Origin of the sequence: Yoonia rosea, assembly GCF_900156505.1 — a bacterium.
GTDB lineage: Bacteria > Pseudomonadota > Alphaproteobacteria > Rhodobacterales > Rhodobacteraceae > Yoonia > Yoonia rosea.
This window is the reverse complement of sequence record NZ_FTPR01000001.1, coordinates 2,017,598-2,035,566: the sequence shown is the minus strand read 5'-3', so window position 1 is coordinate 2,035,566 and position 17,969 is coordinate 2,017,598. Positions and strand designations below refer to the sequence as shown.

Annotated in this window: 18 protein-coding genes and 1 tRNA gene; 6 read left to right on the top strand and 13 right to left on the bottom strand. The window is 56.9% G+C overall.

Annotated features, from left to right (window positions below; genetic code table 11):
• Nucleotides 1–96 precede the first annotated feature (96 nt).
• Both B0B09_RS10155 and B0B09_RS10150 read left to right on the top strand, forming a co-directional pair.
• The gene (locus B0B09_RS10155; RefSeq protein ID WP_076659446.1) at nt 97–1,113 is read left to right on the top strand and encodes a LacI family DNA-binding transcriptional regulator; all 1,017 of its coding nucleotides are present in this window, start codon (nt 97–99) and stop codon (nt 1,111–1,113) included.
• Nucleotides 1,114–1,287: 174 nt separating this feature from the next.
• On the top strand, nt 1,288–1,788 hold the full coding sequence (locus tag B0B09_RS10150; protein WP_131825022.1) for a hypothetical protein: 501 nt from the start codon (nt 1,288–1,290) through the stop codon (nt 1,786–1,788).
• A gap of 71 nt (nt 1,789–1,859) precedes the next feature.
• On the opposite strand, the gene B0B09_RS10145 is transcribed toward B0B09_RS10150, so the two are convergent.
• Both B0B09_RS10145 and B0B09_RS10140 read right to left on the bottom strand, forming a co-directional pair.
• Nucleotides 1,860–1,935, bottom strand: a tRNA-Ala gene (locus B0B09_RS10145).
• Between the two features lie 83 nt (nt 1,936–2,018).
• A complete protein-coding gene (locus B0B09_RS10140) occupies nt 2,019–2,342 on the bottom strand; it encodes a TIGR02300 family protein (RefSeq protein ID WP_055293746.1) in 324 nt (107 codons plus the stop codon).
• Nucleotides 2,343–2,452: 110 nt separating this feature from the next.
• Between B0B09_RS10140 and B0B09_RS10135 the strand changes: the two genes are divergently transcribed.
• Both B0B09_RS10135 and B0B09_RS10130 read left to right on the top strand, forming a co-directional pair.
• Nucleotides 2,453–3,142, top strand: a complete 690-nt coding sequence (locus B0B09_RS10135; protein ID WP_076659899.1) for a M48 family metallopeptidase — start codon at nt 2,453–2,455, stop codon at nt 3,140–3,142.
• Nucleotides 3,143–3,173: 31 nt separating this feature from the next.
• Nucleotides 3,174–3,824 carry a GntR family transcriptional regulator gene (locus B0B09_RS10130; RefSeq protein ID WP_076659444.1) on the top strand — a complete coding sequence of 217 codons (651 nt, stop codon included), beginning with the start codon at nt 3,174–3,176 and terminating at the stop codon, nt 3,822–3,824.
• Here B0B09_RS10130 and B0B09_RS10125 read toward each other — a convergent pair.
• The 10 genes from B0B09_RS10125 to sucC all read right to left on the bottom strand — a co-directional run bounded on the left by B0B09_RS10125 (nt 3,821) and on the right by sucC (nt 14,817).
• Nucleotides 3,821–4,657, bottom strand: a complete 837-nt coding sequence (locus tag B0B09_RS10125) for a tellurite resistance TerB family protein (RefSeq protein ID WP_076659443.1) — start codon at nt 4,655–4,657, stop codon at nt 3,821–3,823. The two genes, B0B09_RS10130 and B0B09_RS10125, sit on opposite strands and share 4 nt — an antisense overlap.
• A gap of 234 nt (nt 4,658–4,891) precedes the next feature.
• Nucleotides 4,892–6,280 (bottom strand): dihydrolipoyl dehydrogenase, encoded by a 1,389-nt coding sequence (lpdA, locus tag B0B09_RS10120; protein ID WP_076659442.1) that lies wholly within the window; start codon nt 6,278–6,280, stop codon nt 4,892–4,894.
• A gap of 63 nt (nt 6,281–6,343) precedes the next feature.
• Nucleotides 6,344–6,754 carry an MAPEG family protein gene (locus B0B09_RS10115; protein WP_076659441.1) on the bottom strand — a complete coding sequence of 137 codons (411 nt, stop codon included), beginning with the start codon at nt 6,752–6,754 and terminating at the stop codon, nt 6,344–6,346.
• The gene (locus B0B09_RS10110; RefSeq protein WP_076659440.1) at nt 6,751–7,191 is read right to left on the bottom strand and encodes a hypothetical protein; all 441 of its coding nucleotides are present in this window, start codon (nt 7,189–7,191) and stop codon (nt 6,751–6,753) included. The genes B0B09_RS10115 and B0B09_RS10110 overlap by 4 nt, the downstream gene beginning before the upstream one ends.
• A 100-nt stretch (nt 7,192–7,291) precedes the next feature.
• The gene (locus B0B09_RS10105; protein WP_076659439.1) at nt 7,292–7,678 is read right to left on the bottom strand and encodes an MAPEG family protein; all 387 of its coding nucleotides are present in this window, start codon (nt 7,676–7,678) and stop codon (nt 7,292–7,294) included.
• Between the two features lie 74 nt (nt 7,679–7,752).
• Nucleotides 7,753–8,949 (bottom strand): 2-oxoglutarate dehydrogenase complex dihydrolipoyllysine-residue succinyltransferase, encoded by a 1,197-nt coding sequence (gene odhB / locus B0B09_RS10100; protein WP_076659438.1) that lies wholly within the window; start codon nt 8,947–8,949, stop codon nt 7,753–7,755.
• Nucleotides 8,949–11,906 (bottom strand): 2-oxoglutarate dehydrogenase E1 component, encoded by a 2,958-nt coding sequence (locus B0B09_RS10095; protein ID WP_076659437.1) that lies wholly within the window; start codon nt 11,904–11,906, stop codon nt 8,949–8,951. Before B0B09_RS10095 ends, odhB begins: the two co-directional genes overlap by 1 nt.
• Nucleotides 11,907–11,971: 65 nt before the next feature.
• Nucleotides 11,972–12,661, bottom strand: coding sequence for a hypothetical protein (locus tag B0B09_RS10090; RefSeq protein WP_076659436.1), 690 nt, complete (start codon nt 12,659–12,661; stop codon nt 11,972–11,974).
• A 26-nt stretch (nt 12,662–12,687) separates the two neighbouring features.
• Entirely contained in the window at nt 12,688–13,569 is an 882-nt protein-coding gene (sucD, locus tag B0B09_RS10085; protein WP_076659435.1) for a succinate--CoA ligase subunit alpha, read from the bottom strand.
• A 54-nt stretch (nt 13,570–13,623) separates the two neighbouring features.
• Nucleotides 13,624–14,817, bottom strand: coding sequence for an ADP-forming succinate--CoA ligase subunit beta (sucC, locus tag B0B09_RS10080; protein WP_055293768.1), 1,194 nt, complete (start codon nt 14,815–14,817; stop codon nt 13,624–13,626).
• Nucleotides 14,818–15,018: 201 nt separating this feature from the next.
• On the opposite strand from sucC, the gene B0B09_RS10075 reads away from it, so the two are divergent.
• Nucleotides 15,019–16,029: a glycosyltransferase family protein gene (locus B0B09_RS10075; RefSeq protein ID WP_076659434.1), complete on the top strand. Its 1,011-nt coding sequence runs from the start codon at nt 15,019–15,021 to the stop codon at nt 16,027–16,029.
• Between the two features lie 50 nt (nt 16,030–16,079).
• On the opposite strand, the gene mdh is transcribed toward B0B09_RS10075, so the two are convergent.
• The gene (gene mdh / locus B0B09_RS10070) at nt 16,080–17,042 is read right to left on the bottom strand and encodes a malate dehydrogenase (RefSeq protein WP_055293772.1); all 963 of its coding nucleotides are present in this window, start codon (nt 17,040–17,042) and stop codon (nt 16,080–16,082) included.
• A gap of 160 nt (nt 17,043–17,202) precedes the next feature.
• Here mdh and B0B09_RS10065 point away from each other — a divergent pair, with 160 nt between their 5' ends.
• On the top strand, nt 17,203–17,958 hold the full coding sequence (locus tag B0B09_RS10065) for a sulfite exporter TauE/SafE family protein (RefSeq protein ID WP_076659433.1): 756 nt from the start codon (nt 17,203–17,205) through the stop codon (nt 17,956–17,958).
• Nucleotides 17,959–17,969: the final 11 nt, after the last annotated feature.

Below are 17,969 nucleotides of genomic sequence, written 5' to 3'. Positions count from 1 at the left end.
TGAGTCAAATGCAAGCCCTTACATTTTTCGCAAAAGTTCGCTATGTCAGCGCGGGGTTTGACGCTATGTAGGATGCCGGACCCAACCGGAGCGCGCATGACATCTCAACGACCGATACCGACTTTGCAGGATGTGGCCACCCGTGCGGGCGTGTCGACTGCAACCGTCTCGCGGGCAATCAATTTTCCCGATCAGGTGGCGCAGGTAACGCGTGACAAAGTGAACGCTGCAATTGCAGAGCTGGGCTACTCACCCAATTTTGGTGCACGTGCGATGGCCGCTCGGCGCACGAATACAATCGGTGCAATTATTCCAACGATGGAAAACGCGATCTTCGCGCGCGGGCTTCAGGCATTTCAGGAAGAATTGCGCAGCAACGGGTATACGATGCTCGTTGCCAGCACGGCCTATCAGCCGGACACCGAGGAAGAACAGATCAGGTCGCTTGTCGCGCGCGGGGCGGATGCGCTCTTGCTGATCGGGTATCACCGCGATCCCGCGATCTACGACTTTCTGGATGCACAAGATGTGCCGGTTCTTTTGACATGGGCCTTTGATCCTGCGGCAACGCGGCCCTCGGTGGGCTTTAACAACAGTGCGGCCATGCAGGAGATGGCAGAAAAAGTGATCGGCATGGGACATCGGCGGCTGGCGTTGATCTCTGCGGAGACGGCGCAGAATGACCGCGCGTCAGCACGATGCGACGGGATCAGACAAGCGATGACCGCTGCCGGGCTGGATGCAGACACACTTTGCTTCGTGGAAACGAAATATGGCATCGAGGAAGGGGCAGCAGCCTTTGACGAGGTTATGACCCATGACCCAAGTCCAACCGCGGTTTTTTGCGGCAACGATGTGTTGGCTGTCGGTGCGCTTAGACGTGCAAGGGAGCGCGGGATTGCGGTTCCGGGTGATGTCTCGATCATCGGGTTTGATGATATCGAACTGGCTCAGGTGGTTTATCCGGCGCTGACAACGGTGCATGTGCCGCACCGCGAAATGGGCCGCAAGGCGGGGCAGGCCTTGGTCAAGCACTTGCGAGACGGGACCGCGTTGGAGCCGATAGAGGTGCACACAAAGCTTGTCTTGAGAAATACGCTGGGGCCGCCCTAGACGCCCCTCGCATATTTGCCCAACAAGGTGAAAAGAACGGCGGGATTGGCCCATAAGCCGGCAACAGTGGCGCGTTATGTCTAATTTTAGACAAAAATATGTCCTGTTGCCGACAATTTCTTTGCCCATTTCCACCGCATTTGATATGCTTAATACAACTATTAGGTGTATTTGGTGAAACCTGTGCTGCGTTATGATTTTCAGATGTACTCTGCGGATACTGTTGCCGCAGACGCAAATGACGGAAAAGGCATTACAAGCCACGGTCACGCACGCGCAAACAAGGTCGTCGCTTTTTTCCGGGATCCCACGACAACAGATGCTGTGACATCCGCACCACCAATTGTGCGCCTCTTTCTCGAAGAGGCTGGTTTCGAACTCTCGGACACCGAAATAACGAAAGTCGAGGGCGGCGAGACGCCGTGTGATAAAGTCCTGCGCCGCGCGCTTGCAGCGCAGTTGACAGCTGCACTGTCGAACCGTGCTCTGAAAAAGGCACTCGCCCGTGCAGCACAGGAAACCGAGTTCGATGTGGCGGCTTTCATCGCCGCGGTGGTGAGCAAGAATGAGCCCCAGGCGCAGCCAGAGGGCGCGACACCCCAATGCAAAATCACCCCCCGAAGCCCAAGCCAGCTTCGCAAAGCAAGTTGCAGACACCGCGAACGTCCACGCTAGGCGTTCTGAACACTCTGGCGTGCCTCGTGGGCATCGCACTGCACGTCAGAGACATAAATTTTCAAGTGATTTGGTGGAGCCTAGGGGAGTCGAACCCCTGACCTCTTGCATGCCATGCAAGCGCTCTCCCAACTGAGCTAAGGCCCCAACTTTACAGCTTGCGCTGATTGCCGCTGTCTATGCAGCGATCCGGGCGAGATCAAGAGAAAATCGCGCCCGGAGTCGTCATTTTAATCGTCGTCGTTCGTGGTGACGTCGGCGAGTTCGTCAAGCGAGACGGTATCATCGTCATCATCATCTTCCAGAACATCGTCACCGAGATCGACATCGTCTTCATCGTCGTCGTCAAGAACCAGATCATCGTCTTCTTCGACGTCCTTCATCTTGGCGGTTTGCGCATCCTCGGCATCCGCGACCATTGTCCGGGTCTTGGATGTGTCAACGGTAACTTCATTGCCGGTATACGGGCTAATGATTGGCGTCGCGTTCAGGTCGTAAAAGCGTTTGCCGGTTTCGGGGCAAAGGCGCTTTGTGCCCCACTCTTCCTTAGGCATAGGCTATCCCTTCAAAAATCTCTGTCTTCCCTTGCGGGTGATCGGTGCCAACTGCCATAAGCGAGGGGCTGTGTCAAAGCCTTTGGCACTTGAAAACCAAGAAGGTGGATATGGGCCGTCACACCCTGAAAGGCAACCCCCCGATCGAGGTGGTTTTGCGCCGTTCAATACGCGCCAAGCGCCTGTCGTTGCGTGTGTCGCGTCTGGATGGCCGTGTGACGCTGACGTTGCCACGTTTTGCGCCCGAGCGTGAGGGAATCGCCTTTCTGCGCGCCAAAGAACCTTGGCTGCGCGGCCACCTTGCGGATATGCGCCCTGCGATGGTGGCCCGGATTGGTGAAAGTGTACCGGTGCGCGGGGTCGCGGTGCCGATTGTCGAAAGTGCCGGCAAACGTGCGCGTCTCCTTGAGGATCGTGTTGAGGTCACTGCGGGTGCACGTGCCGCGGCGCAGACCAAGGCGCTGTTGCGCTATGCTGCGCGCGATGCACTTGCCCAAGCCTCGGACCACTATGCACAGCAAGTGGGTAAATCCTATTCGCGCCTATCGATCCGCGACACCCGGTCCCGTTGGGGGTCTTGTTCAAGCACAGGCGCGTTGATGTATTCATGGCGGTTGATCATGGCCCCACCTGCTGTGCTTGACTATGTGGCGGCGCATGAGGTCGCCCATCTGGTTGAAATGAATCATCAACCGGCGTTCTGGTCTGTTGTTGAACAACTCTGCCCTGACTATGACCGCCAGCGCCAATGGCTGCGTGATGAGGGCGACAAGCTGCAACGCATTGTTTTCGACGATTGACCAATCTGTCTTTTGTGATCACAAAAGGCCTATGATGATCCAGCCACGCCCCCAAGATAATACAATCGCCGCACATGAACGGGTGTACCGGGCTTTGCGGGCGCGGATCATGCACGGGGAAATCGCACCGGGTGAGGCCCTGACGTTACGGGGTATCGGCAAGAGCTATGATGTCTCAATGACGCCTGCGCGCGAGGCCGTGCGCCGGTTGGTTGCCGAAGGTGCATTGCTCCTGTCGTCGTCGGGACGTGTTTCGACACCGGAACTCTCAAACGAGCGGATTGAAGAGCTGGCCACCTTGCGCGCCTTGCTCGAAGCAGAGCTTGCGTCGCGGGCTTTGCCGCGGGCGCATTTTGCGCTGATCGAACGGCTTGAGACCATCAATCAGGGCTTTCACCAGATAATCGCGCGTCATGATGCGACGGGCTATATCCGCCTGAACCTTGAGTTTCACCGGACGCTTTACCTACGTGCTCAAGCGCCAGCGATGTTGGCGATGACAGAGACTGTTTGGCTGCAATTGGGACCAACCATGCGGTCACTTTATGGGCGGCTGAACCGCACCGATCCTCCGGCACATCACAAGCTGATCCTCGCAGCCCTGAAGGCGGGTGACGAGCCGGGTCTGCGCTTGGCTGTGCGCGCCGATTCGACCCAAGGTTTGCGGATGCTGAAGGGTTAGGTTCCGTAGATATCGAGATCTTCAAGGGCGAGGTTCATCACCCGCCGGAAATCCTCGCCGGGCATGCCGATCCCATAGGACAGGTTGGTGATAAAGGCGTATTCGCTCGGAATGATCCGCCCGCTTGAAAGCGCCACAAAGAACGCACCGCGCATCATGACATCTTTCTCTGAATCGCGCAGACCTTTTCCAAAATTGATGAAGTCCTGTGGTGTCAGGTTCAGGTCAATATGGTCGGTGATGCGAATAACCTCTGTGGACGGAATGTTGGTCCGCGTCAGACGGCTTGCTGCTTTGGTGATCAGCGCAATTTCATTCGATGCAACAATCCCGTCGCATTTGCCGACATAGCACATTGCCGTCAGAATCCGCTGTGTCGCTTTTTTGCGCATCGGTGCGGTGGGGTCGAGACCGAGCAACGATTTCATGCGCCGCCAGATGACAGCAATGAGGGCAAGGCTGATTGCGACCCAAATACTATAATTCTGAATGGTCCGTTGTAGGCTGTTGCGCGCCACAGAAGGCAGGCTCGCGTCAATCAAGTTCAATGACTGCGCCGTTTCCATTTGCTGCGGGCTGAAGGGCCGTTCGATTTGTCCTGTGCAACGGTCGGTGGATAGAACATAGCCAAGGATGTTGCTGGAAACCGTATATCCCAAAATCCGGATATCTTTTGTTTTATGGCAAAGCGAAAGGGATTCGCCATTACGGGCGTTGATATCGGTGCCTGCGACGTACTCCAGATCCGAGAAAATCCCAGAGTTCGCTGTCCATGCCTGCGCTGGACCAGTGATGAGGAAACTCAGGAAGAGGGCAACAATGAAACGCTTCATGCGGTATTCTCGGACTCACTATTAACGGTCGCCGCTATCAAGGCAGAAAACGACCGCAGTTGTCCCTGTTATCTCTCTGAAAACCCCCGAAAAGCAAGAAATTGCACGTCCAATGTGCTGTTTTTGCAGCAAGTGTTCTCTGGGTGCAGCTAAAATTGCCTGCCTGAGAACCGTCCCCCATCTGGACCGGGGTTGGCATGGACCGGCACAAAAGGCCGGTCCAGTCCGCAAAATCTAGGCGTGTATCGCGCCGTCACCGCATGCAAGGGCGGCTTCGCGCACGGCCTCGGAGTAGGTGGGGTGCGCATGGCAGGTGCGTGCGAGATCTTCGGCAGCGGCACCGAATTCCATGGCAACGCAGATTTCATGGATCAGGTCACCTGCCATCGGGCCGATGATATGCGCGCCAAGCACACGGTCGGTCGTTGCATCCACAAGGATTTTCACGAAACCGTCGCCTGCAAAATTGGCCTTTGCACGGGCATTACCCATGAAGGGGAATTTCCCAACCTTATATTTACGCCCTTGTTCTTTCAGGGTCTCTTCGGTCTCGCCCACATTCGCCACCTCGGGGTGGGTGTAGATGACACCAGGGATGACGCCGTAGTTCACATGCGGGTGCTGCCCGGCGATACCCTCGGCGACGGCCATGCCTTCGTCTTCGGCTTTATGGGCCAGCATCGGGCCTGCAATCGTGTCGCCGATGGCATAGATGCCTGCGACATTGGTTGCATATTTGCCGTCGGTCTTGATCTGGCCGCGCTCGGACATCTCAACGCCCAGTTCTTCCAGACCCAGCCCCTTGGTATAGGGTTTGCGCCCTGTCGCGACGAGAACGGTATCAGCTTGCAGTGTATGTTCGCTGTCGTCCTTGCGCAGTTTATAGGTGACGGTGGCCTTGTTGTTCTTGACTTCGACGCCCTGCACAGCCGCACCAAGTGTGAATTTCAGCCCCTGTTTCGTCAGCATTTTCTGGAACTGACGGGCGATTTCCTTGTCCATGCCGGGGGTGATGCCATCAAGGAATTCGACCACTTCAACCTCTGCGCCCAGACGGGCATAGACCGAGCCAAGCTCAAGCCCGATCACACCTGCGCCGATCACAACAAGTTTCTTGGGGATCTTGCCCAGTTCCAGCGCACCTGTGGAAGTCACGACAGTTTTTTCGTCGACTTCAACACCCGGTAGCGAGGCGGCCTCGGAGCCGGAGGCGATGACGATATGCTTGGCCTCGTGAACCTCGTCGCCGACTTTCACCTTGCCCGCTTCGGGGATTGACCCCCAGCCTTTCAGCCAGTCGACCTTGTTCTTTTTGAACAGAAATTCGATGCCGCCGGTGTTTTGTGCAATCGTCTCGGCCTTATAGGACAGCATCTGTTTCCAATCGACCGAGGGTGCTTTGCCCTTCAGGCCCATGGTTGCGAAATTGTGCTCGGCCTCGTGCAGCATATGGGTTGCGTGCAGCATCGCCTTGGACGGGATGCAGCCCACGTTCAAGCAGGTGCCGCCCAGCGTTTCACGGCCTTCGACGCAAGCCACCTTCATGCCCAATTGGGCACAGCGAATAGCACAAACATAGCCGCCGGGGCCGGCGCCGATTACGATGACGTCATAGCTGGACATGGGGTCTCCTTTAGGGTGTCACAGGGCGTACACAGCGCGTACACAACCTGTACATACAATTTGTCATATCAGGGCTGACAGTATCATCAGCATGGTTGAGGTGAACCCCACAAACCAAATGATTGACCGCCACGGTGTCAGGCCGAAGTAATAGGCCGGGACATAGAGGACGCGGGCGACCAGATAGGTCCACGCGCAGATGGCGGAAAATCCTGTGGCTTTGTCGCCAAGGGTGATGACGACGACGGCAATGGTGAACAGGATCAGGCCTTCGAAGTGGTTGTTGAGGGCGCGGAAAAGGCGTGCCGTCTTGTCACTGACTTGTTCGACGAGGGGTTTACCCATGCGGCTCGCATCACGGGGTGACATGGTTTTGCCGGGGCCAAGCTCGAGATTGGCAGGGATCGCCATCAGCGCGAATTGGATACCTTGCAGGAGGGCGGCAAGGGCGAGAACGGTGAGTTCGGGTGTCATGTTTGAAAGCCCATTGCTACAGAAATGTCTACTTTGCTCATTACGAGCAAAACGGCTGCTAGCGCTATCAAAGTAATCTGCAACGAATGATAGAATTTGTTACGCTTTTGCAGTTCACCTGCCAAGAGGTCGATATTTTTTAACAGCTGTAAGTGCTCGTCTACGCCTGCCTGGATACTTTCTTGAAGGTGTTTCGGGGTCACAGAATGGAACCCAATTATTGCCCTAAGATTGGAAATCACTGCGAGGCCTGAGAAAAAGCTGAGCGCCCAGAACACTAACGAGGCCAACAGCAAGCGAGTTTCAACCAGAGTGATTTCTGGTTGAATGGTTGCAATTGAATAGCCGATGCCTGCTCCTGCTGCACTCATGAGGTAGTAGCAGCGTTTTTCGAATATTTTCCAAATATGGAAAATTGTTTCGTCGTAAACACTCATCCATTAAGTCTCCCGCCCGGCTTGCCGGGCAGCGCCCGCCCCGAGGTCCGGGCGCTGCCTTGGGTTTTGTGAAGCAGATTGACCGAACACAGTAATCAGATCAAAGCAGCGGCAGGATCATCATCACCAGTCCTGCCAGTGATGCAAAAAACGCAACCGAGCGGACCAGCGGAATGCCAGAGGCATAGGCGGGAACATAGGCAACACGGGCCCAGAACCAGACGGCTGCACCAAGAGCGGAGGTGGCGTTGCCCAATTCGGTCACGGCAAGCACCAGTGCCAATGCAATGAAAGCCGGCAAGGTTTCCAGATAATTGCGCAAGGCGCGTTGGATGCGACCAGCGACGACACTCTGGTCGCGGTTTTCATCCTGTGGCCCCAGCGCCCAACCGATGCCTTTGCTGAGGTCGCTGAACGTGGCCTGCACGAGGACATGCACAACGAGGAGGATGACGGCATAGACGAGGTATTGCAGTTCAGGTGTCATGGGATTTCCTTTCGCATTTTTGGCCCGTGGGTTTCACCCACCCTACGTAGGGTGGGTGAAACCCACGCGAACCATCACAAATCCATCAACAACCGCCGTGGATCTTCAAGCGCCTCTTTCACCCGTACGAGGAATGTCACGGCACCCTTGCCGTCCACGATCCGGTGGTCATAGGACAGGGCCAGATACATCATCGGACGGATCACCACCTGCCCGCCGATCGCCATCGGGCGGTCCTGGATTTTATGCATGCCAAGGATGCCCGACTGCGGGGGGTTCAGGATGGGCGAGGACATCAGCGAGCCGTAGACGCCGCCGTTGGAGATGGTGAAGGTGCCACCCTGCATTTCGGCCATGCTCAGCTTGCCGTCGCGGGCTTTGGCGCCCATTTCGGCAATCGCTTTCTCGATCGCGGCAAAAGACATCTGGTCGGCGTCGTTGATCACCGGCACCACAAGGCCCGTGGGCGTGCCTGCAGCGATGCCCATGTTGACGTAGTTCTTGTAAACGATGTCGGTGCCGTCGATTTCGGCGTTCACTTCGGGCACTTCGCGCAATGCGTGCACACAAGCCTTGGTGAAGAAGGACATGAAGCCCAGTTTGACGCCGTGCTTTTTCAGGAACAGATCTTTGTATTCGTTGCGGAGCGCCATCACCTCGGTCATGTCGACCTCGTTGTAGGTGGTCAGCATCGCAGCGGTGTTCTGGCTGTCTTTCAGACGCTTGGCGATGGTCTGACGTAGGCGGGTCATTTTCACCCGCTCTTCACGGTCGGCTTGGGCGGCGGCCACTGGCGCACGCGGCGCCGGGCTCGAAGACGGCGCGGGCGCGGCGGATGAGAGCGCGTTGAGCACGTCCTCTTTCATCACGCGACCGTCCTTGCCGGTGCCTTGCACGTCAGAGAGGTTGTTTTCGGCCATCAGCTTCTTGGCGGATGGCGCGTCCTCAACGTCTTTTGCAGCGGCAGGGGCGGGCTGCTCTTCGGCCTTGGGGGCCTCTTCGCGCTTTTCGGCTTTTGGCGCGGGGGCTGCATCGCCTTCGGCAATCTGCGCCAGCAGCGCGTCAACACCAACGGTGTCGCCTTCGGCGGCGACGATTTCGGACAATGTGCCTGCAACGGGGCTTGGCACTTCAACCGTCACCTTGTCGGTTTCCAGTTCGCAAAGCAATTCGTCAACGGCCACGGCATCGCCGGGTTGTTTGAACCATGTGGCGATGGTGGCCTCTTGCACGGATTCGCCAAGGGTGGGGACGCGGACTTCGGTGCTCATTACTTTGTTCCTTCGATGGTCAACGCGTCATTCACGAGCGCTGTTTGTTCTGCTTTGTGTTTGCTGGCCAGACCTGTCGCAGGCGAGGCGGCGGCGGTGCGCCCCACGTAGGTGGGCCGAGTGTGTTTGGCTTTGGACCGCGTCAGCACCCATTCGATATTGGGTTCCATGAACGTCCACGCCCCCTGATTGCGCGGCTCTTCCTGACACCAGACCATTTCGGCATTCTTGAACCGTTCGAGTTCTTTCATCGCCGATTGCGCAGGGAATGGGTAGAACTGCTCGAACCGCAGGATGTAGACATCGTCGATCCCGCGCGCGTCACGCTCTTCCAGCAGGTCGTAATAGACCTTGCCCGAACACATCACGACCCGTTTGATTTTGTCATCCGCCACCAGTTTGGTGTCCGAATTCCCCTGCTGGGCATCATCCCAGAGCACGCGGTGGAAGCTGGAACCGGTGGTGAATTCCTCTTTCTTGGACACGGCCAGTTTGTGCCGCAACAGCGACTTGGGTGTCATCAGGATCAGCGGTTTGCGGTAGGTGCGGTGCAACTGCCGGCGCAGCAGGTGGAAATAGTTCGCAGGTGTTGTGCAGTTGGCCACGATCCAGTTGTCGCCGCCGCACATGGTCAGGAACCGTTCCAGACGCGCGCTGGAGTGTTCGGGCCCTTGTCCTTCGTAGCCATGTGGCAACAGACACACGAGGCCCGACATGCGCAGCCATTTGCTTTCGCCAGAACTGATGAACTGGTCGAACATGATTTGCGCGCCATTGGCGAAATCGCCGAACTGTGCTTCCCACAGGGTCAGCGCATTGGGTTCCGCCAGCGAATACCCATATTCAAAGCCCAGCACCGCATATTCCGACAGCATCGAATCGATGACTTCGTAATTCGCCTGGCCTTCGCGGATATGGTTGAGCGGGTAGTAGCGCTCTTCGTTGTCCTGATTGATCAGGCCGGAATGCCGCTGGCTGAAAGTGCCGCGTGTACTGTCCTGCCCTGAAAGGCGCACCGGATAGCCTTCGGTCAGAAGCGAGCCAAAGGCCAGCGCCTCGCCGGTGGCCCAGTCGATCCCTTCGCCGGTTTCAAACATGGTGGCCTTGGCATCAAGCAGGCGTGCAACAGTCTTGTGCAACGGGAAATTCTCGGGCGCTTTGGTCAGCGCCTTGCCGATGTCTGCAAAGGTCTTTTCTTCAATTGCAGTGGCACCGCGCTGATAGTCGTCCTTGTTGCGGTCCAGATGTGACCACTTGCCGTCCAGCCAGTCTGCCTTATTGGGTTTGTAGGTTTTGCCGGCCTCGAATTCCTCGTTCAGATAGGCTTGGAACGCGGCTTTCATGTCCTCGATTTCGCCTTCGGGGATCAGCCCGTCGCGCACCAGACGTTCGGTGTAGAGCGTCAGCGTGGTCTTTTGCTTTTTGATCTTTTTGTACATCACCGGATTGGTGAACATCGGCTCGTCGCCTTCGTTGTGACCAAAGCGGCGGTAGCAGATGATATCCAGCACCACGTCCTTGTGGAATTTCTGGCGGAATTCGGTCGCGACGCGGGCGGCGTGGACCACGGCCTCTGGGTCGTCGCCGTTCACGTGGAAGATCGGTGCCTCAACCATCAGCGCAATATCGGTAGGGTAAGGGGAGGAACGGCTGAAATGCGGCGCGGTGGTAAAGCCGATCTGGTTGTTCACCACGATATGCATCGTGCCGCCGGTCTTGTGTCCTTTGAGGCCCGACAGGCCAAAGCCCTCGGCCACAACACCTTGACCAGCAAAGGCCGCATCACCATGCAACAGCACGGCCATGACCTTGGTGCGATCCTTGTCGTTTTTCTGGTCCTGCTTGGCGCGGACCTTGCCCAGAACGACCGGGTTCACTGCCTCAAGGTGCGAGGGGTTTGCCGTCAGCGACAAATGAACAGAGTTATCATCAAAGGCGCGGTCGGATGAGGCGCCAAGGTGGTATTTTACGTCGCCCGAGCCGTCCACATCCTCAGGTTTGAATGATCCGCCCTGAAATTCGTTGAAGATCGCGCGGTAGGGTTTTTGCATCACATTGGCGAGCACGGACAAACGGCCACGGTGTGGCATCCCGATGACGATATCCTCAAGGCCCAACTGACCACCGCGTTTGATGATCTGTTCCATCGCAGGGATCAGGCTTTCGCCGCCATCAAGGCCGAAACGCTTGGTACCCATGTATTTGACGTGCAGGAATTTCTCGAACCCCTCGGCCTGCACCAATGAGTTCAGGATCGCCTTGCGCCCTTCCTTGGTGAAGGCGATTTCCTTGCCATAGCCTTCAATGCGCTCTTTCAGCCAACCGGCCTCTTCGGGGTTCGAAATATGCATGTACTGCAGGGCAAACGTGCCGCAATAGGTGCGCTGCACGATCGCCATGATTTCGTTCATGGTGGCGACTTCGAGACCAAGCACGTTGTCGATAAAGATCAGACGGTCCATGTCGGCGGCGGTAAAGCCATAGGATTTCGGGTCCAGCTCGGGGTGCGGAACGTTCTCCCGCATACCCAGAGGATCGAGGTCTGCAATCAGGTGGCCACGAATACGGTAGGCGCGGATAATCATCAGCGCACGGATACTGTCCAGCACGGCGTTGCGGACCTGATTTTCGTCCAGTGTCACGCCTTTTTCAGCGGCTTTTTCTTTGATTTTCTTGCCAGCCGCTTCGGGTTCAGCTGGCCACTGTCCATCGAGGGCTGCGGTCAGGTCATCGTTCGGAACAGGTGGCCAATCGCTACGCGCCCAAGATGGACCCGCGGCCTCGGCCTTGGCATCGGCAGGGGTATCACCCAAGGATCTGAAGAACGCCTGCCAGCTTTCATCAACAGCACCGGGATTGTCGGCATAGCGGGCGTAGAGTTGTTCCACATATTCCGCGTTGTGCCCTTGCAGGAACGAGGAGGCGTGGAACACGTCGTTGGGGGAGTGATCGTTCATATTGTTTCTCGCTTCATCTGAAGAGTACGGCTAAGAATTTGTGTTTACCTGATGATAGGCTTCGTTCAGGAGCTAAGAGGAATAGCAGTTTCGTAGTTGGCATATTGAAACAACCATTCAAACTTATCCTGTACTAGATCGCATGTTTTATCTGTGTAGTAGTCAGCAACCCTCATCTCGCCACGTTGCGGCTTGGTATTTTTTGTCAACGGTAGGTGCTGGGGGGCGAATGAGATGCCTAGCCGGCTACATAGTGTTTGAAGGTCAGCGACTAATTCTTCGAACCTGATTAGAACATCTGGTACAAAGCGGTCCCCTATGAAAACCACGTCGGCGCTGTTTGTAAACTCTGCACCAAGGAGAAATTTTTCGAATGCAGCGCGTACTTTGGCGTGATCATCGCCCTTGTGTGAGATACCTAACCGCGTGTTGTTCCAATGAAACCGTGATATCACCAGGTCATACGGATTACGCACGCACGCGACCTTGAGATAACTCTCGAACTTGTCGCTTCCCAAAGCCGCGCAGACCTTTTCCGCAGTCATATGAGGGTACCAAGTCATGTCGTCTTTGGTCTGCTCTTTCTTGGACAAGAGCCGATGCCCGACAATGAGATCACCGTCGATGGAGGAGTGTTGTTTCTCGCTTACTTTTTGACCAGACAGTGCCGATTGCAGGAACATCTCAACGGATGTTCCTGCAGTCTTGTTGGTCTTTAAGTAAACCAATTCTTTACTGTGGCAGACGAGAACCAAATTTTCACTCCTTCGCCGCTGGCGGCTTACCCAATCGCCTTGAGGACAGCCTCGCCCAGCGTCGCTGGGCTATCCGCGACCACGATCCCCGCGGATTTCATCGCTTCGATCTTGCTTTCTGCGTCGCCCTTGCCGCCCGCGACGATCGCACCGGCGTGGCCCATGCGGCGGCCCGGAGGCGCTGTGCGGCCTGCGATGAAACCGGCTGTTGGCTTCCAGCGGCCTTTTTTCTTCTGCTGGGTCAGGAATTCGGCGGCTTCCTCCTCGGCTGATCCGCCGATTTCGCCGATCATGATGATCGAATGCGTTTCGTCGTCATCAAGGAACATATCCAGCACGTCGATATGCTCAGTCCCTTTGATGGGGTCGCCGCCGATACCGACGGCGGTGGACTGGCCCAAGCCGCTGTCGGATGTCTGTTTTACGGCCTCATAAGTCAGGGTGCCGGAACGCGACACAACGCCGACCGAGCCGCGCTTGTGGATATGGCCGGGCATGATGCCGATTTTGCACGCATCAGGCGTGATGACGCCCGGGCAGTTTGGCCCGATGAGGCGCGATGTCGATCCTTCCAGCGCTTTCTTCACGCGCATCATGTCAAGCACGGGGATGCCTTCGGTGATACAGATGATCAGTTCCATTTCGGCGTCAATCGCTTCGAGGATCGAGTCAGCCGCAAAGGGCGGCGGCACGTAGATGACAGAGGCGTTGGCCTCGGTCACATGTTTGGCTTCATGCACCGAGTTGAAGATCGGCAGGTCGAGGTGGGTCTGACCGCCTTTGCCGGGGGTCACGCCGCCGACCATTTTGGTGCCGTAGGCAATCGCTTGCTCGGAGTGGAATGTGCCCTGTGAACCGGTAAGGCCCTGACAGATCACTTTGGTGTTTTCGTTTACGAGAATGGCCATGTTGGTGGCTCCTTAAAATCTTTGCATCGCGTGGGTTGCACCCACCCTGCGGGATTACCCTTTGACGGCTTTCACGATCTTCTGCGCGCCATCTTTCAGGTCGTCCGCTGCGATCACATCAAGGCCGGAGTTCTGGATGATCTCTTTGCCTTTTTCCACATTCGTCCCTTCAAGGCGCACAACCAGTGGCACCTGCAGGCCAACCTCTTTCACGGCCGCGATCACGCCTTCGGCGATGACGTCACAGCGCATGATGCCGCCGAAGATGTTCACGAGGATGCCTTTGACGTTGGGGTCGGAGGTGATGATCTTGAACGCCTCGGTGACTTTTTCTTTCGTCGCGCCGCCGCCCACGTCAAGGAAGTTGGCAGGTTCGGCCCCGTAAAGCTTGATGATGTCCATCGTCGCCATGGCAAGGCCTGCACCGTTGACCATGCAACCGATTTCACCGTCGAGCGCGATATAGTTCAGGTCGAATTTCGAGGCCGCCAGTTCCTTGGGGTCTTCTTCGGTTTCGTCGCGCAGGGCGGCGATATCGGCGTGGCGGTAGATGGCGTTGCCGTCAAAGGCGACCTTGGCGTCGAGTACCTTGAGATCACCGCCGTCTGTGACGATCAGCGGGTTGATTTCCAGCATCTCCATGTCTTTTTCGGTGAACGCGCGGTAGAGGTTGCCCATCAGTGCCACGCACTGCTTGATCTGGTTGCCTTTCAGGCCCAGTGCGAAAGCAACGCGGCGACCATGGAACGGCTGATAGCCCGTTGCGGGATCAACGGTGAAGTTGAGGATTTTCTCAGGCGTGTTCTCGGCCACTTCTTCGATATCCATGCCGCCTTCGGTCGAGACGACAAAACCGATGCGGCTGGTTTGACGATCGACCAGCAGGGCGAGGTACATTTCTGTCTCGATGCCTGAGCCGTCTTCGATGTAGATGCGGTTGACCTGCTTGCCTGCAGGGCCGGTCTGGTGCGTGACCAATGTGCGGCCCAGCATCTTCTTGGCCTCTTGTGCAGCCTCTTCGACCGATTTGGCCAGACGCACACCGCCAGCTTCGCCGGCGTCGGCTTCTTTGAATTTGCCTTTACCGCGGCCACCGGCGTGGATCTGGGCTTTGACAACCCACAGCGGGCCATCAAGTTCGCCTGCAGCGGTTTTGGCATCCTCGGCGCGGGTGACGGGGCGGCCATCAGAGACGGGCGCGCCATAGCTGCGCAGCAAGGCTTTGGCCTGATATTCGTGAATGTTCATAAGACAATTCCAATTTGGCTTCGGTTGCGGCACCTAAACATGGAAAATCTGCGCTATATAAGCGAAAAATCGGAAATCAGAGGAAAATCGAACATTTGTGATCACAGTAAAAAAATCTGTGATCACAAAAGGCAGGTCACGCTCAGATTGTGTCTGTTTAATCCATTTTGAAAGATTCGTGACTATGGTAGCAACGTGCCGATGTTAACCCAAACGCCATCTTGGGCGGTCGTCGCCACCGTCGATGAACCACCTGCGTTATTGCAGGCCTTTGTGGCTTGGCACCTGTCGTTGGGCGCGTCTGAAGTATTTTTGTATTTTGATCGCCCGTCTGCGGCGGGATCGGTTGATTTTACCCATTTGCCGCAGGTGACGGTGGTGGCCTATGACGCAGCGCATTGGCAACGCTTTGGAAAACCGCGCCCGCATCGCCATGAGATCCGGCAGGTGCGCAATGCGCAGGATGCCTATCAGCGCACAGCAGCGGATTGGATTTTGCATTGTGACGCGGATGAATATCTGCGCGCGGCCATGCCTGTGGTGGATATCCTGGCCGGGATTGAGGCCGAGACCGAATGTTTCATTCTGGGCGTTGCAGAACGTGTCCACCCGATGGGCAAGGTCGGTGCGGGCCTTTTTGATGGTGCGTTCCGGCGTCCGTTTCAGGGACCCGCCAAGCGGGGGGCGGCGGTCTTTGGTGCGGATTTCAAGATGACCAACCGGGGGCTGACGGGGCATGCACAGGGCAAAGCCTTTGTGCGGACGGGGCGCGGGCTGCATATGTCGATCCACCGTCCAAGATGGCCCAAGCCAGCACAAGAGGTTGTCAGCACACGTGCGAGAAACGAGGTGCTGGAGCTTTTGCATTTCGAAGGTCTGACGCCACACTACTGGTTCTACAAACTGTCACGGATGATTCAGGCACTGAACGAAGATGACGGGATGCCACCGTCAGATCACCGGCGGCGGCAGGCAGAGGCGTTAATGGCGGCACCGCAGTTGGCGGAAGGTCTCTATCACCGTCTGAAATCTGTTGATGCACCAACCATCAAGGCCTTGGTGGAACGCGGGCTTTGGGATGACCGGGCCTTTGATCCGGGGCCTGTTGTGGCACGGTATTTTGCAGGACAGGTTGCAGACGCAAGTCCGCAGGCCATTGATAACTGGCTGGCAACCAACAAGACCCATGTAACGGACTATCTGCAGAAATAAAAAGGGCCGCCCGGTAGGGCAGCCCTTCGCATCATGAATGTGCAGACCGCTTACGCGAGGCTGGCGTCGATCCCGATACAGGCTTCGACAAGGCCTTTGACGGCGTCGACAGATTTGTCGAACATCGCCTGCTCTTCTTTGTTCATCTTGATTTCGACGACGCGTTCAACGCCGCCTGCGCCGATGATGGTGGGGACACCAACATAGAAACCGTTCAGGCCGTATGCGCCATCAACATGGGCGGCACATGGCAGCAGACGCTTTTGGTCCTTCAGGAAGGCCTCGGCCATTTCGATTGCGGAGGTGGCGGGCGCGTAGAAGGCAGAGCCGGTTTTCAGCAGGCCAACGATTTCGGCACCGCCGTCGCGTGTGCGCTGCACGATCGCATCGAGTTTGTCTTGTGTGGTCCAGCCCATATCGACCAGATCGGGCAGAGGGATGCCGGCAACTGTGGAATAGCGTGTCAGCGGCACCATTGTGTCGCCGTGGCCGCCCAGAACGAAGGCTGTGACGTCGCGCATGGAGACGTTGAATTCTTCGGCAAGGAAGTGACGGAAGCGGGCGCTATCAAGCACACCTGCCATGCCGCAAACCATGTGGTGGGGCAGGCCGGAGAATTCGCGCAGCGCCCAGACCATCGCGTCCAGCGGATTGGTGATGCAGATCACGAACGCGTTCGGCGCATGGGCTGCGATGCCTTCGCCAACGGATTTCATGACTTTGAGGTTGATGCCCAGCAGGTCATCACGGCTCATGCCGGGTTTGCGGGCCACACCGGCGGTGACGATGCAAACATCAGCGCCTGCGATATCTTCATAGCTGTTGGCGCCTTTGAAGCTGCCGTCGAATTTCGCGGCAGGGCCGCTCTCGGCGATATCAAGCGCCTTACCTTGGGGGATGCCCTCTGCGATATCGAAGAGAACAACATCGCCGAGTTCTTTGACAGCTGCGAGGTGCGCGAGCGTGCCGCCGATCTGTCCGGCGCCGATAAGGGCAATCTTGGGTCTGGCCATTGAAACAGGTCCTTTGGTGATTTGGCTTTCGGCGCTTTGGGTAAGGCTTTGCAGCCGCGCGCGCAAGAGTGCTGCATCGCGGCATCACGGTCAGCACAGTAGCCAACCGGCGTGGTTGGCGCTAACGATGCTGGAATGATGGATATTTTGGACTGCTTACGTGATTGAATTCGGATGGCAATTTTTCGCGGTGGGCATCCCCGCAATCATCTTTGGTGGCATGTCCAAGGCCGGTTTCGGGTCGGGTGCGGCCTTTGTCGGTGGTGCGATTCTGGCGCTGGTGGTTCCACCCGGGGCCGCTTTGGGCATTGTATTGCCGCTCTTTATGCTCGTCGATGCCGCCACGCTGAAACCCTATTGGGGCAAGTGGCATTGGCCGTCCGCCAAGGGATTGATGATCGGGGCAGTGCCGGGGTGCATCATCGCGGCATGGCTCTATGCCGCGGTCGATGCCGATGTGTTCCGGTTGTTGATCGGGGCGATTTGTCTGGCGTTCGTTGCTTTTCAATGGGCGCGGGCCTTGGGGTGGCTCAAGATCCCGATCATGCCGTTTTCCGCGCCTTTTGCATGGATCGCGGGCATGGTGAGCGGTTTTACCAGCTTTATCAGCCATGCGGGTGGCCCGCCGTCTGCGGTGTTTTTGCTGTCACAGGGCCTGAGCAAGACAACGTTTCAAGCAACCACGGTCGTTGTCTTTTGGGCGGTGAACTGGATGAAGGCGGTGCCCTATGCGTTTTTGGGTATCTTTAGCTGGGACACCATGATGGGAAGCCTTTTGCTGGCACCATTCGCCCTGATTGGTGCGTGGCTGGGCGTGAAGGCCCACTATTGGATACCGGAGCGTTTGTTCTTCGGGCTGACCTATGTCTTGCTGCTTTTGACAGGTGTCCGACTTATCTGGATCGCTTTGAGCTAAGCCGGACCACT